Source organism: Achromobacter spanius, from assembly GCF_002812705.1.
In the GTDB taxonomy this organism is placed as follows: Bacteria; Pseudomonadota; Gammaproteobacteria; order Burkholderiales; family Burkholderiaceae_B; genus Achromobacter; species Achromobacter spanius.
In genome coordinates this window covers 1,311,945-1,326,447 of the sequence record NZ_CP025030.1, presented here as the reverse complement: position 1 = coordinate 1,326,447, position 14,503 = coordinate 1,311,945, and the positions used below count along the sequence as shown (strand labels likewise).

14 protein-coding genes are annotated in these 14,503 nt (G+C 65.3%); 11 read left to right on the top strand and 3 right to left on the bottom strand.

From position 1 onward, the window contains the following. Positions 1-119 precede the first annotated feature (119 nt). A complete protein-coding gene (locus tag CVS48_RS05965) occupies positions 120-416 on the bottom strand; it encodes an acylphosphatase (protein ID WP_100853676.1) in 297 nt (98 codons plus the stop codon). A 159-nt stretch (positions 417-575) separates the two neighbouring features. On the opposite strand from CVS48_RS05965, the gene CVS48_RS05960 reads away from it, so the two are divergent. Next, complete coding sequence (locus CVS48_RS05960) at positions 576-1,472, top strand: phytanoyl-CoA dioxygenase family protein (RefSeq protein WP_046804032.1); 897 nt, start codon at positions 576-578, stop codon at positions 1,470-1,472. A gap of 204 nt (positions 1,473-1,676) precedes the next feature. Further along, complete coding sequence (locus tag CVS48_RS05955; RefSeq protein WP_100853675.1) at positions 1,677-2,840, top strand: alpha-hydroxy acid oxidase; 1,164 nt, start codon at positions 1,677-1,679, stop codon at positions 2,838-2,840. Positions 2,841-3,209: 369 nt separating this feature from the next. Here the strand turns inward: CVS48_RS05955 and CVS48_RS05950 are convergent, their stop codons facing one another. Further along, positions 3,210-4,052 (bottom strand): IclR family transcriptional regulator, encoded by an 843-nt coding sequence (locus CVS48_RS05950; RefSeq protein ID WP_100853674.1) that lies wholly within the window; start codon positions 4,050-4,052, stop codon positions 3,210-3,212. A 211-nt stretch (positions 4,053-4,263) separates the two neighbouring features. On the opposite strand from CVS48_RS05950, the gene CVS48_RS05945 reads away from it, so the two are divergent. The 9 genes from CVS48_RS05945 (at position 4,264) to CVS48_RS05905 (ending at position 13,486) form a co-directional block, all read left to right on the top strand. After that, on the top strand, positions 4,264-5,352 hold the full coding sequence (locus CVS48_RS05945; protein WP_100853673.1) for an ABC transporter ATP-binding protein: 1,089 nt from the start codon (positions 4,264-4,266) through the stop codon (positions 5,350-5,352). Between the two features lies 1 nt (position 5,353). Beyond that, positions 5,354-6,235 carry an ABC transporter permease gene (locus CVS48_RS05940; protein WP_100853672.1) on the top strand — a complete coding sequence of 294 codons (882 nt, stop codon included), beginning with the start codon at positions 5,354-5,356 and terminating at the stop codon, positions 6,233-6,235. Positions 6,236-6,252: 17 nt separating this feature from the next. Beyond that, positions 6,253-7,047, top strand: coding sequence for an ABC transporter permease (locus CVS48_RS05935; RefSeq protein WP_100853671.1), 795 nt, complete (start codon positions 6,253-6,255; stop codon positions 7,045-7,047). A 37-nt stretch (positions 7,048-7,084) separates the two neighbouring features. Then, positions 7,085-7,426 (top strand): (2Fe-2S)-binding protein, encoded by a 342-nt coding sequence (locus CVS48_RS05930; RefSeq protein WP_100853670.1) that lies wholly within the window; start codon positions 7,085-7,087, stop codon positions 7,424-7,426. Beyond that, the gene (locus tag CVS48_RS05925) at positions 7,423-8,808 is read left to right on the top strand and encodes an FAD/NAD(P)-dependent oxidoreductase (RefSeq protein WP_100853669.1); all 1,386 of its coding nucleotides are present in this window, start codon (positions 7,423-7,425) and stop codon (positions 8,806-8,808) included. The genes CVS48_RS05930 and CVS48_RS05925 overlap by 4 nt, the downstream gene beginning before the upstream one ends. Then, positions 8,805-9,974, top strand: a complete 1,170-nt coding sequence (locus tag CVS48_RS05920) for an NAD(P)/FAD-dependent oxidoreductase (protein WP_100853668.1) — start codon at positions 8,805-8,807, stop codon at positions 9,972-9,974. Before CVS48_RS05925 ends, CVS48_RS05920 begins: the two co-directional genes overlap by 4 nt. Further along, positions 9,971-11,041, top strand: coding sequence for an ABC transporter substrate-binding protein (locus CVS48_RS05915; RefSeq protein WP_167400951.1), 1,071 nt, complete (start codon positions 9,971-9,973; stop codon positions 11,039-11,041). Before CVS48_RS05920 ends, CVS48_RS05915 begins: the two co-directional genes overlap by 4 nt. A gap of 117 nt (positions 11,042-11,158) precedes the next feature. Continuing rightward, the gene (locus CVS48_RS05910) at positions 11,159-12,094 is read left to right on the top strand and encodes a 2-hydroxyacid dehydrogenase (protein ID WP_100853667.1); all 936 of its coding nucleotides are present in this window, start codon (positions 11,159-11,161) and stop codon (positions 12,092-12,094) included. A 558-nt stretch (positions 12,095-12,652) separates the two neighbouring features. Then, positions 12,653-13,486 (top strand): AraC family transcriptional regulator, encoded by an 834-nt coding sequence (locus tag CVS48_RS05905; RefSeq protein WP_100853666.1) that lies wholly within the window; start codon positions 12,653-12,655, stop codon positions 13,484-13,486. 9 nt (positions 13,487-13,495) lie between these two features. Here CVS48_RS05905 and CVS48_RS05900 read toward each other — a convergent pair whose 3' ends face one another. Further along, entirely contained in the window at positions 13,496-14,392 is an 897-nt protein-coding gene (locus CVS48_RS05900) for a LysR family transcriptional regulator (RefSeq protein WP_242001356.1), read from the bottom strand. Positions 14,393-14,503 lie beyond the last annotated feature (111 nt).

Below are 14,503 nucleotides of genomic sequence, written 5' to 3'. Positions count from 1 at the left end.
GAACCGCGTTACCAAGCTCGTCGCAGCCACCGTCTCCGCCCGGCCTCAACTCCTCGGCCGACCGGACTACGGCTTAACGCCGAGGGCGCTGAACCGCGGACTCCCCGTCTACTCCCTGCCTACACCTGTTCGAAGCGGATGTAACGCTTGTCGGTGTATTCCCGGCGCGTCGTGATTTCCTGTACGGACGCGCCCGGCGGGCCGCGCCGCAACCACTCAAGCATGTGATCCACCTGGTCGGGCGTGCCCTGCACCAGGGCTTCGACCGTGCCGTCCAGCAGGTTCTGCACCCAGCCCGTCACACCCAGCATGTGGGCGCGCCGCACGGTGGCGTGGCGATACCCCACGCCTTGCACCGTGCCGCTGACGGACACGAGGACGGTTTCGATAGGGGAGTCGGTTCTAGGGTCGTGCATGGATTTTTCCTTCGGATGATGCGCCGCCAATGGGATGAGTAGGCGGATAAGGCTACAGCGGATGGTCTATAGGCCCGGTGGGCATCGAAGCGATACGTTAGTGCTCATGTCAAAACGTGCCAACGGGAACACCCGCTACTAGAGCTTGGAGAAGCCATTATGGAAGAGACCAGTTTGTTGTCGGAAGCTGAGACAGCGCGCTACAGGGATCAGGGCTACCTGGCCCTGAAGGACATGTGCCCGCAGGATGAGGTGGGCTACATCCGCCGCACCCTGCTGGACTTGTTCGCGAATAAAACGGGATACAACGAGGGTGCGCAGTATGACTTCGTCAGCCGCGACGACCCGTCCAAGCCCGCGAAGTTTCCAAGCCTGCACGATCCGCGTCATTATGCCCCCGGTCTGCTGAAGACGACTTACCACGAGCGTACGCTGGACCTGGCGCGGCAATTGCTGGGCGAAGAGGCGGCGCTTTATGGCGAGCACGCACTGCTCAAGCCTGGCCCGTTCGGCCCGGAAACGCCGTGGCACCAGGACGAGGCGTTCCGCTCGCCCGACTTCGTCTACAACGAGCTGAGCATCTGGCTGGCGCTGCAACCCGCCACCGTGGAAAACGGCTGCATGCAGTTCATCCCCGGGTCCAACAAATGGGACGTGCTGGAGCATCGTTCACCCGGCGGCGACAAGAGCCTGCATCCGCTGGAATGCTGCGGCGACTTCCGGCGCGACCAGGCGGTGGCCGAACCGCTGGATCCGGGCGGCATCACCGTCCACGACGCCCGCACGCTGCACTTCACCGGGCCGAACACGTCGCCGTCACCGCGGCTGGCGTACATCCTGATCTACAACACGCCGCCGGTCTACAAGCCGGGGCGCCGCGAATTTCCGTGGCTGGAAGGCCGCTGGACCGATAGCCAGACGCGCAAGAAGCAGTGGCACAAGCGCGGCGGGCTGGCCGTGGATGTGATGCGCCGCTTGCCTGGCGCGCGGCTGACCAGCCCGCGTTGGGTGGCGTGGGCAACCATACGCGCGGTCAGCAAGGTCTGGCCGCGATAGCTCGGGCGACGGGGCCGTAGAGCCCCAGTCAGAGGGGGGGCGAACGAGGCCGGCAAGCGACGCTTGCCGGCCTCGGCGCGTATACTGGGCGGCGCCGCAGGGCCTGTCGCCCAAGCGTTGCGGCGCAGCCGCCCGCAGCCGGCGGCTCCAGATTCCAAGAATACAAAACTAGCTGGCGCCCCTCTCTCACTCCTCAGACCTCTCATGACCGCTAACCTTTCTACGATCACCTGCATCGAAGATCTGCGAGTCGTCGCGCAAAAGCGCGTGCCGCGCATGTTCTACGACTACGCCGATTCCGGCGCCTGGACCGAAGGCACCTACCGCGCCAATGAAAGCGATTTCCACAAGATCAAGCTGCGCCAGCGCGTGGCGGTGAACATGGAAGGCCGGTCGCTGCGCACCACGATGGTGGGCCATGACGTGGTGATGCCGCTGGCGATTTCGCCCACCGGCCTGACCGGCATGCAGCATGCCGATGGCGAGATCCTGGCGGCCAAGGCCGCGGCGGATTTCGGCGTGCCGTTCACCTTGTCCACAATGAGCATCTGCTCGTTGGAAGACGTGGCCGAAGCCACCAGGAAGCCGTTCTGGTTCCAGCTCTACGTGATGCGCGACCGCGAGTTCGTGGCCAACCTGATCGACCGCGCCAAGGCCGCCGGCTGCACCGCGCTGGTGCTGACGCTGGACTTGCAGATCCTGGGCCAGCGCCACAAAGACATCAAGAACGGTCTGTCGACGCCGCCCAAGCCCACGCTGCGCAACCTGATCAACCTGGCGACCAAGCCGCGCTGGTGCATGGGCATGCTGGGCACCAAGCGCCGTACCTTCGGCAACATCGTCGGGCACGCCAAGGGCGTCAGCGACCTGTCGTCGCTGTCGGCCTGGACGGCCGAACAATTCGACCCGCGCCTGAGCTGGGACGACGTGGAATGGATCAAGCAGCGCTGGGGCGGCAAGCTCATCATCAAGGGCATCCTGGATGTGGAAGACGCGCAACTGGCCGCCAACAGCGGCGCCGACGCGTTGATCGTCAGCAACCACGGCGGGCGCCAACTGGACGGCGCCATGTCGTCGATCGCCGCGCTGCCGGCGATTGCGGATGCGGTGGGTTCGAAGATTGAAGTCTGGATGGACGGCGGCATCCGTTCCGGCCAGGACATCCTGAAGGCGGTGTCGCTGGGCGCGCGCGGCACGATGATCGGCCGTGCCTTCCTGTACGGCCTGGGCGCGTATGGCCAGGCGGGCGTCACCCGCGTGCTGGAGCTGCTGTACAAGGAAATGGATACGACGATGGCGCTGTGCGGCCGCCGCAATATCGAGGTGGGCGATCGCAGTATTCTGCTGCCGGGCACGTATCCGACGTGATGTTGTTGGGGGGTTTTGGGGCGGGGGCTGCTTGATGGGTTCGCGCGATCGGCGGCGTGGTCCTTTGCGACCGCGTCGCGCGCGACACCCAGCCTACGGCCACTCGTAGGATGGGTGAAGCGCGCAGGATTCGCGGCAAGGACGCCTGTGACGAACGCGCGCAACCCATCGAACCACCGCCAAGATGTGGCTGGGTTATTTCGGGTTCCGGCGTTGCTTGATGGGTTTCGCGCGATCGGCGGCGTCGTTCTTGGGTATGGCATCGCGCGCTGCACCCATCCTACCGCCAGCGCCCCACCCCGACGTCAACCGCCGTTACTGACGTCCACGCCGACATCATCCGCCGCTACCGACGCCCACCCCCCGCCATCAACCGCCGTTACCTGCGCCCAGGTACTGGCTGGGGCGGCGCAACGCCGGGTCGAAGGGGTTGATCTGCGCGCCTACCGCGTCGGCTTCGCGGCGCAGCATTTCAACGATCAGCGGCAGGCGTTCGTCGTCGATGCGTTCAATGGGGGCAGCCACGCTTAGCGCTGCCACCGTGACGCCGTTGGGGTCGTAGACCGGCACCGCCAGCCCCGCGATGTTCGGGAAAACGCCCTGCCCCTGGCTGCGCGCGTAGCGCCGTTCCAGGCATTCCTTGATGCGCACCCGCATCGAAATTTCGTCCACAAACCCCAGATGGTGCAAGCGCGGAATGTTGAAGCGGATGACTTCTTCGCGTTCGGCTTCCGGCAGGCTGGCCAGCAGCACCAGACCGCCCTGACCCATGCCCAGCGGCACGCGCCCGCCGATATCGCCGGTATGCGAACGCACCGGGAACGCGCCATCCACGCGGTCCACGCAGACCGCGTCAAAGCCGCTGCGCACCAGCAGAAAGATGGTGTCGTTCAACATGCCCGACAGGCGCAGCATGGCGGGACGGTACAGCGAACGCAGGCTGGACTGGTGCGTGCCTGCCGCCGCCGCTAGTGCAAAGAACGCCACGCTCAACTGATACCCCTTGCTTTGCGCGGGCTGCTCCACCACGCCTTCCTGCATCAAACCCTGAAGCACGCGGTGCACCGTGGCCTGCGCCTGCCCGGTACGCGCCGCGATGTCGGTCAGGCGCAGCTTTTCCCCCTTGGCATCGGCCAGCACGCGCAGCACGGCAAACGCCCGCTGCAACACGCCCTGGCCGCCAGAATCGTCCGCTGTCTCTGATTTCTTCATTATTGAATTCCGCTTAACAAAATATCTAACCGTATTTTTATCAATAAATTCAGTCTACTGGAAAGTACCAATAAAAAATTCGATTCTTCGGAAAACCCTAATTGACCCTGCCTTTTCGCGAATCCTAGACTGCCCCATCAATAAGCCGCCGCACCGGGAAACCGGATCAACGGGCGGCACAACGCCCGCACCGGGCGACGGGGTTTGGAAAATGTCATTTCTGCGGCTGGACAACGTCTCGAAGAACTACGGCGACCTGCGCGTCGTTTCCGATCTGAACCTGACCGTTGAAAAAGGGGAATTCGTCTCGCTGCTGGGGCCGTCGGGCTGCGGCAAGACCACCACCTTGCAGATGATTGCCGGCTTCGCGGACGTGACGCAGGGCGTCATCACGCTTGATGGGCGCGACATCACCCACGCCAAGCCCAACACGCGCGGGCTGGGCATCGTGTTCCAAAGCTATGCGCTGTTCCCGCACCTGACCGTGACCGACAACGTGGCCTTCGGCTTGAAGATGCGCAAGGTCGAACGTGCCGAACGCCAGGAGCGCGTGCGCGAAGCGCTGGCGCTGGTGAAGCTGGACAAGCATGCCGACCGTTACCCGCGTGAGCTTTCCGGCGGCCAGCGGCAACGCGTGGCGCTGGCCCGCGCGCTGGTCATCCGCCCGCCCGTGCTGCTGCTGGACGAGCCCCTGTCCAACCTGGACGCCAAGCTGCGCGAAGACATGCAGTTTGAACTGCGCGGCATCCAGAAGAAGATCGGCACGACCACCGTCATGGTCACGCATGACCAGGCCGAAGCCTTGTCCATCAGCGATCGCGTGGTGGTCATGCAGGACGGCCGCGCCACGCAGGTCGACGCACCCTTTCGCATGTACGAACATCCGCAAAGCGAATTCATTTCGCGCTTTGTGGGCAAGACCAACCTGCTGCCCGGCCGCGTCACCCGCTGCGGCGAGCAGGCCGAAATCGAGACCGGCGCGCTGCGCGTCCTGGTCGACGGCGAAGGCTTGCGCCACGGCGACAACGTGCAGTTGTCGCTGCGCCCGGAAAAACTGGTGCCGGTGCCCCCGGGCCAGGGCAAGCTGGCCTGTGTGGTCAGCACGCGCTACTTCCTGGGCAGCCAATGGATGTACGACCTGGATTCGCCGGTGGGCACGCTGACCGTCCTCACGCCCAACGACGGCCGCCGCCCGCATGACGATGGCGAGGCCATCGGGCTGGACTGGGCCGAGGGCGTGTTGCGCGTCTTGCGCGCCCCGGCCGCCCCGGCCGCCCCGGCCGTGCAAGAGGCCGCCTGACATGGCAACGCTGACTCACGCCGCGGCCGGCCCCAAGCCCCGCAACGACGGCCTGCTTGCCATCCTGGGTTCCATCCCGCTGACCATCGTCTTCCTGACCTTGGTGCTGACGCCGCTGGGGCTGACCCTGGTGCTGTCCTTCCGTCCGTTCGACTACAGCGCGGGCATCCTGCCGGGCCATACGTTTGAACATTATCTGGCGGTGGTGACCGACAGCTACTTCATTGAGATTTTCTGGCGCACCTTCTGGATCGCCGGCGTGACCACGCTGATCTGCGTGCTGATCGGCGCACCCGAGGCCTACATCCTGTCGCGCATGGGCAAGCCCTGGCGCTCCATCTTCCTCTTGGTCGTGCTGTCGCCGCTATTGATCTCGCTGGTGGTGCGCGCCTTTGGCTGGAGCATGCTGCTGGGCCCCCACGGTGTCGTGGGCCGTGCCGCCGACGCCTTGGGGCTGGGGCCGCTGCTGTACACGCCCACCGCCGTCATCATCGGCCTGGTGCACGTGATGCTGCCCTTCATGGTGATCCCCGTGTGGACCTCGCTGCAAAAACTGGACCCCACCGTCGAGCATGCCGCGCTATCGCTGAACGCCTCGCGCTTTCAGACGCTGACACGCATTGTGCTGCCGCAGGCCATGCCGGGCATTCTGTCGGGCAGCCTGATCGTGTTCGGCCTGTCGGCAAGCTCATTCGCCATTCCTGCCTTGCTGGGCGGACGCCGCCTGAAGATGGTGGCCACCGTGGTGTACGACGAATTCCTGACCGAGCTGAACTGGCCGCTGGGCGCGGCTATTGCCATCATTCTGCTGGTGGTCAACGTCGTGATCATGATGGCCTACAACCGCGTCGTTGAACGCTCTTACCGCCGCAGCCTGGGCTAAGGCGCCAAGGAACCAACATGCAGAAAAATGGCCCCTTCGCGCTGGCGTTCAACTTCCTGGTGGTGGTGTTCGTGCTGGCCCCTCTCGCCATCGTGTGCCTGGTGGCGTTCACGCCGGACACCACCCTGACGGTGCCCACCACCAGCTTTTCGCTGCGCTGGTTCCGCGCCGTGTTCGAGCATCCCAACTTCATGCAGGCATTCCAGAACAGCCTGTGGCTGGCCTTCCTGTCAGCCACCATTGCCGTCTGCCTGGCCGTGCCCGCCGCCATCGCCATCACGCGCTACCGCTTTCCGGGGCGCGATGTGTTGAACGGCTTGTTCCTGTCGCCGCTGATGATTCCGCACCTGGTGCTGGGAGTGGCGCTGCTGCGCTTCTTCGCGCTGATGGGCATGGCGGGCAGCTTTCCGTGGCTGGTGGCCGCGCACGTCGTCGTCATCACGCCGTATGTGATGCGGCTGGTGATCGGCGCGCTGGTCGGCTTTGACCGCTCGATTGAACACGCCGCCCTATCGTTGGGCGCCAGCCGCGCCACGGTGTTCTTCCAGATGACCTTGCCGCTCATCATTCCCGGCGTGTCGGGGGGCTGGCTGCTGGCCTTCATCAACAGCTTCGATGAGCTGACGATGTCGGTGTTCATCACTGCGCCGTCCACCATCACCCTGCCCGTGCGCATGTACATGTACGCCACCGAATCCATCGACCCGATGATGGCGGCGGTGTCCGCGCTGGTCATCGTGCTGACTGCCGTCACCATGCTGCTGCTGGACCGCGTGTATGGCCTGGACCGCGTGCTGGTGGGGCAGAAATGAAACCCTTGCCGATGGCGAAAAGAGAGGCGCCGGCATCATGGCAATACTGAAACGCCTGGCCGAAACGGCCCGGCCCGCCGTGCCCTTCACGCTGGACGGGCAAGCCTGCCAAGCCTTTGCGGGCGACACCGTGTTGACCGCCGTGCTGACGCAGGCCGAGCGCCTGCGCCATTCCGAATTCAGCGGCGCGCCTCGCGCCGGCTTTTGCATGATGGGCGCTTGCCAGGACTGTTGGATGCAGTTGGAAGACGGCTCGCGCCTGCGCGCGTGTTCCACCTTCATCGAGCCCGGCATGCGCCTGCAAAGCGCGCCCCTGCCACCCGCCGCCGTGCCCGGCACCTTGGCGGTGGCCGCCTGGCCCGAGGACGACATCGCATGAGCATCGTGATGCCCGTTATCGTCGGCGCTGGTCCTGCCGGTGTGCGCGCCGCCCAGGCGCTTGTGGCGCAGGGCCTGCGGCCCGTGATCCTGGACGAAGCCCCCCGCGCGGGCGGCCAGATCTACCGCCAGCCGCCACCGGGGTTCCAACGCACAAAGTCCGCGCTGTATGGATTCGAACACCGCAAGGCGGATGCCGTGCATCGCGCCATGAACGGCTTGCTGGCGCAGGTGGATTACCGCCCCGGCAGCCTGGTGTGGAACGTCGAAGGCAAGACGCTGGACGTGCTGCAAGATGGCGTCAGCACCGCCGTGCCGTACACGCATCTGATCCTGGCCACGGGCGCCACCGACCGCGTGCTGCCCTTTCCCGGTTGGCTGACACCCGGCGTCTACACCTTGGGCGGATCGCAAGTGGCCTTGAAGTTCCAGGGCTGCGCCATCGGGTCGCGCGTGGTGTTCATGGGCACAGGGCCGCTGCTGTATCTGGTGGCGTACCAGTACGCCCGCGCCGGCGCGCAGGTGGCGGCCGTGCTGGACACGTCGCGCTTTGCCGACCGCCTGGCGGCGCTACCCGGCATGCTGCGCGCGCCCGGCCTGTTGGCCAAGGGGCTGTACTACATGGCGTGGTTGCGCGCGCATGGCGTGCCGCTGCGTAGCGGCGTGCGGCCGATAGCCGTGCAGGGCCAGTCGCGCGTCACGGGCCTGAGCTACCGCCAAGGCGGGAGCGAACATACCGTGGAATGCGATGCGCTGGCCTACGGGCTGGCCCTGCGTTCCGAAACCCAACTGGCCAGCCTGGTCGGCTGCGAATTCGAATTCAACGCGCGCGACCGCAACTGGACGCCTCGGCGTGACGCCGCCGGGCGCGGCAGCGTGCCGGGCGTCTACGTGGCCGGCGATGGCGCAGCAATCGCAGGCGCCGATGCCGCGGAACTGGCGGGCGAGCGCGCCGCATTGGCGCTACTGGAAGACATCGGGCAGCCCGTGGATGCCCGGCGCGCGAGAGAGTTGGAAAGCCACCTTGCCGCCAACAGCCGAATCCGGACAGCGCTGGAACGCGCCTTTCCCTTTCCGGAAGATTGGGCGGCAAGCATTGCCGATGACACCGTCATCTGCCGTTGCGAAGAGGTCACCGCCGGCACGGTGCGGCGCGCGGTGCACGACACGGCGGCACAAGAGATGAACCGAGTGAAGGCGCTGACGCGCGTGGGCATGGGCCGCTGCCAAGGCCGCATGTGCGGCGCGGCCACAGCCGAGGTGCTGGCGCAGGCCTGCGGCCGCACACCCGCCGAAGTCGGGCGCCTGCGCAACCAGCCGCCGGTCAAGCCCGTGCCGGTGCGCGTGGTGTGCCTGGAGCGCCAGGAAAAGGTGTCGGCATGACGCAGCGTATCGACACCGAAGTGGCCATCATCGGCGGCGGCATCGTGGGGGGCAGCGCCGCGCTGTTCCTGCGCCGCGCGGGCGTGCCCGTCGTGCTGCTGGAGTCCGCGCTGTGCGGCGCGCGCGCAAGCGGCGTGAACTACGGCGGCGTGCGCCGCCAGGGACGCGGCCTGGAACAGATGCCCCTGACGCGGCGCGCGCACGAACTCTGGGGCCAGTTGCCCGCGCTGATCGGCATCGACGGCGAATACGTGCGCTCCGGCCATTTGAAACTGGCGGCGTCCGACGCCGACATGGCGCTGCTGGAAGCGTATCGCGACCGCACGCGAGGCTTCGGCATGAACCTGCGGCTGCTTGGCCGCCACGACCTTGCCGACCGCTTCGGCTGGCTCGGCCGGGACGTGGTGGGCGGATCGCTTTGCCCGGAAGACGGCCATGCCAACCCGAGGTTGGTGTCACCCGCCTTCGCGCGAGCCGCCGCCGCGCTGGGCGCCGACGTACGCGAAGGCGTGCGCGTCACCACCGCAGAACATGACGGCTCGCGCTTCATCGTGCGCGCGGACGGCCTGGAAGTGCGCTCGCGCTACCTGCTGAATTGCGCGGGCGCCTGGGCCGGACAGTTCGCCCAAAGCTTTGGCGAAGCCGTGCCTGAAACCGCCATCCATCCCTTGATGATGGTCACCGAACCGCTGCCCGTCTTCATGGACGTCAGCCTGGGCGTGCAAGGCGGCGGCATCTATGCGCGCCAGGTGGCGCGCGGCAATTGCGTGATCGGCGGCGGGCGCGGTGTGTCGTCCGGCGCGGACTATGCGCGGCCCGGCCGCGCCGGCCTGGGCGCGCTGATGGCCAACGCCATGAAGCTGCTGCCGGTGCTGCGCGGTGCGCAGGTCATCCGTTTCTGGACGGGCGTGGAAGGCAACATGCCCGACCACAATCCGGTGCTGGGACCCAGCGCCACCACGCCTGGCCTGTTCCACGCCTTCGGCCTGTCGGGCGCGGGTTTTCAGATTGGCCCCGCCGTGGGCGAAGTGTTGTCCGAAATGGTCGTGCGCGGCCAGTCCTCCATTCCTATCGATGCGTTTCGCATCGAACGATACGCGGTGGCCGCTCACGGCGCCGTGGCTCGGCCTGGACCTGTTCGTGAGCAAACGCTGGAGTCACCATGATGGATAAGAAACAGGGCGCATCGCGCCTGAGCAAGGGGAAGCGGTTGTTGGGCGCGGCGATGTTGATGATGCTGTCGGCAGGCGCGATGGCGGATCAGAAAACCTTGTACGTCGGCATGAACGGCGGCGACATGGAGCGCGCGTTCACGCAGTACGTGTTCCCCCCCTTTGAAAAAGCCAACAACGTGAAGATCGTCGTCGTGCCCGGCACCTCGACCGATGTGCTGGCCAAGGCGCAAGCCTACAAGGACAACCCGCAGATGCACGTCATGTTCCTGGACGACGGCATCATGGCGCGCGCCATTTCCATGGGCCTGTGCCAACAGCTCAACGACGACCCCGTCCTGAAAGAGCTCTACCCCACCGCCGTGATGAAAGACCGCATGGCGGCCGGCATCGACATCGGCATGACCGGCCTGGGCTACAACACCAAGATGTTCGCCGACAAGGGCTGGGCGCCGCCCACGTCGTGGATGGACCTGGCCGACCCCAAGTACAAGGGCAAGGTGGTGTTCCAGTCGGCCTCCAGCAGCACCTTCGGCCTGCATGGCTTCCTGATGTTCAACCGCATCCAGGGCGGCGACGACAAGAACTACGAGCCCGGCTTCAAGAAGTGGCCCGACACCATCGGCCCCAACGTTCTGGAATACATCCCCAACTCGGCCAAGCTTGCCGAGATGATCCAGTCCAACGAAGCCGCCATCTTCCCGCTGACGCCCACCGCCATCGCGCGCCTGAAGAAGCGCGACATTCCGGTGGAATACGCGCAGCCCAAGGAAGGCTCGGTGATCCTGATGGTGGGTGAATGCGTCATCGCCAAGAACAGCGAGCCCGAACTGTCGCAGAAGCTGGCGCTGTACCTGTTGTCCGCCAGCGCGCAGGCCAAGGCGCTGGAAATGGGCGGCCACTTTCCGTCGAACAAAAACGTGAAAGCGCCGGCCGACAACGTCGATGCGCTCAAGCGCTTCCAGGGCTACATGGAAAACGCCGAGATCCTGGACTGGGACGACGTGAACAAGGCGCGCCCCGCCTTCAACGCCCGCTGGAATCGCACCGTCGAACGTTGATAAGATCTTGCGGCGCGGCACCTGTGGATAAACCACCGGCGCCGCGCGCAAACCGACGGCGCGCCACGCCCGACGCGCCCGAAGCGTTCGATGCGTTCGACACAAGGAAAGAGACCCATGCGGCTCATCATCAACTCCGGCGGCTCCCAGGCAATCGACGCCTGGCGCGCGCAGTTCCATACCTTTGCGCCCGGCCTGGACGTGGTGGGCTGGCATGAAGACGTCGATCCCGCCAGCGTGGACTACGCGCTGGTCTGGGCGCCCGACGCCGGCCGCCTGGCCACCTTTCCCAACCTGAAACTGATCATCAGCGCTGGCGCCGGCGTCGACCACATCCTGGCCGACCCGCAACTGCCACGCCACCTGCCCATCGCGCGCATGGTCACCGCTCGAACCCAGACCGAAATGGCCGAGTTCGTGCTGACCTCTGCGCTGATGCTGACGCGCGATATCAAGCGGGTTGTGGATAACCAGGCACGCCGCCATTGGGAGCTTTTTGATTCCCTGCGCGTGGCCGCCGATGTGCGCGTGGGCATCATGGGGCTGGGGCATCTGGGCGTGGCGGCGGCCCAATTGCTGTCGCGCGTGGGCTTTCAAGTCAGCGGCTGGTCACGCGGGGCCAGCAAGCTGGAAGGTTTGCCGTCCTATGCGGGTCAGGCGCAGTTTGGCGAGTTCCTGGGCAATACCGATTTGTTGGTCTGTTTGTTGCCGGCGACGGAGGCGACGAAGGGCATATTGAACACCACCACCTTGTCGCAGTTGCCGCGCGGCGCCAGCCTGATCAACGCGGGGCGAGGCGCGCACATGGTGGAGAAAGATGTGATTGCCGCGTTGGATAGTGGCCAGTTGCATCAGGCGGTGTTGGATGTGTTTGAAGCCGAGCCGTTGCCGGCGGAGTCGGCGTTGTGGTCGCATCCGGGGGTGATTATTACGCCGCATTGCGCGGCGATTCCGGACCGCAAGGAACGCGCCCGTCATACGTCGTGGTTGATTGCGGCCAATGAACGTGGGGAAGCGTTGCCGAATATTTATGATCCGGGGCGGGGGTATTGAGGGGGTGAGGTGATGGGTTACGCGCGTTTGTCGTCGTCGCCCTTGCATAGACCCGGACGCGCTTCACCCATCCTACGATGTATGAGTCAGTCCAAGCATTGGCACATCGCTTCAGTCCGAGAATTGGCACATTGCGTAAGCCCCAAAAGGCCGCCCGCGCGGCCGGCCTGGGGCGGCCCTGCAAGATCTTTCATGCCACCGACACCGTGCGCCAAAATGCCAAGCACGCAGGTCTCCCCCGCTGACGCCAGATTGCCGCAATTCGAGCATGGTGGGGTGGTGGCTGGTGGGGGGCGGGGAGTCGATCAGCCCGAGGGAATCCGAAGGCAGCCGCCGCGGGCGGCAACGAGGATGACAAGGGGGCAGTCCGGAGCGAAGGCTCCGGACCGCAATCGTTGACCCGCTCCCCACCAGCCGCCGCCCCGCCGTGCGCCACCAGAACGCGCCCCGCCGAGCGTCCCAAGGCGCCACCATCCCCCCGTCAAATCCCCGCACCCCTCCAAAAAACCGCAAAATCCGCAAATCACCCAAAGCTACATTGCCCTCCAAGGAGCAAGCATGAAGCCCGAAACCCGAACCCTTTACATCGAACGCCTCGACCCCGTTTTGCGTTGGCTTGCCGCCCACCCTGACGCCGACCCCGATCTGCACCAGCTTGCCGACCTGGCTTGCCTGTCGCCGTATCACTTTCACCGGGTCTACCGCGCCATGATCGGCGAAACGGTCAACGCCACCGTCCAGCGCCTCCGCATGCATCGTGCCGCGGCGGCATTGGCGGATTCGCAGGCCTCGCTCAGGGATGTTGCACAACGCGCCGGCTACGACTCCGACGCTGCGTTCAACCGGGCCTTCGGTGCTTTATTCGGCATCCCGCCGGGCCGGTATCGCGCCGCGCGCTCCCTACCCCTAGCCTCCCAGGAGATTGCCATGTACCCCATCGTCCTCGAAAACTTTCCCGGCGCCACCTTGGCCGTCCTGCCCCACCAAGGCAGCTACCAAGACATCGGACCCGTCTTCACCCGCGCCTTCCTGCTTGCCTTGGGCCGTGGCATCGCCAACCCCGAGTCCACCGGCTTCGGCATCTACTTTGACGATCCCGAACAAGTGCCAGCCAGCCAACTGCGTTCCCTGGCCGGCATGGTCGTCCAACCCGACGCCGACCTCGGCGACGAACTCGAACGCTTCGACATCCCCGCCACCCGCTGCGCCATCCTCACCTACACCGGCCCCTACAACGAAATGGCCACGCCCTACCAATGGATGTTCTCGGAATGGCTACCCGCCAGCGGCTTGGTCCCCGCCGACATCCCCATGTTCGAGCAATACCTGAACGACCCTCGCACCACCCCGCCCGCCCAGCTGCAAACCCGCATCTGTCTGCCGCTGAAATAGCACCCCACGCTACCCCAGCACGCCCGCCAGGTACTGCCTGAGCCAGGCGTGCGCGGGGTCATCCTGATAGCGCTCGTGCCAGTACAGCGACACCGCAATCGGTGGCAACGTCAGCGGCACCTTCTGCGTCACGATCCGCGCCGCGCCCGCCATCGCCCGAGCGATGCTGACCGGCATCGTCGCAATCAGATCTGACCCTTCCACAATGAACGGGCAAACCAGATAACTCGACAGCGTCGCCACGATCTTGCGGCTGCGGTTCTGCCCCAACAGAATGCGGTCGATCGCCGTGCTGAAATAGCGCGTATGCGCCGCCAGGTCCAGATGGCCATAACGCAGGTACGCATCCAGATTCCAACGCTTGCGCAAACACGGATGGCCTTCGCGCACGATGCACACCGCAGGCTCCTGATACAAGAACCGCGTGCGCAGATCCGGCGCCGGATCCGGGAAATAGCCCGCAATCAACTCCACATGGTTCGTGTCCAGCATGCTCAAGCCATGCTGCGGCCGCGCCGGCACGATCTGCAACTGGAAATGCGGCGCATCCACCGCCAGACGCGGGATCAGCTTCGGCAGCAAGGTGTACTGCACATAGTCCGTGGCATACAGCGACAGCGTTCGCGATGAATGCGCCGGGTCGAATGCCTCGCGCGTACGCGTTGCGCGATGCCAGCTTTCCAGCAAAGGCTTGAAGTTCTGATGCAGCTCCAGTGCGCGTGGCGTCGGCTGCCACGTGCCCCCCTCGCGCACCAGCAAGGGGTCGCCAAACAATTGCCGCAGCCGGTTCATCGCCGCGCTCATCGCCGGCTGGCTGATGTTCAGTGTGTCCGCCGCGCGCGACACGTTACGGCACGCCATCAAGGCGTCGAAATGCATCAGCAGATTCAAGTCCGGGTTCTTCACGGCCGTGCACCTATAAATGGCGTTTATACAAATATAAACCTGTAGGACTGCTGTCATTGAAGGCAGAAGCCTAGGATGGCCCTGTTGTTGCAGCGAACCAGGACCGGACAC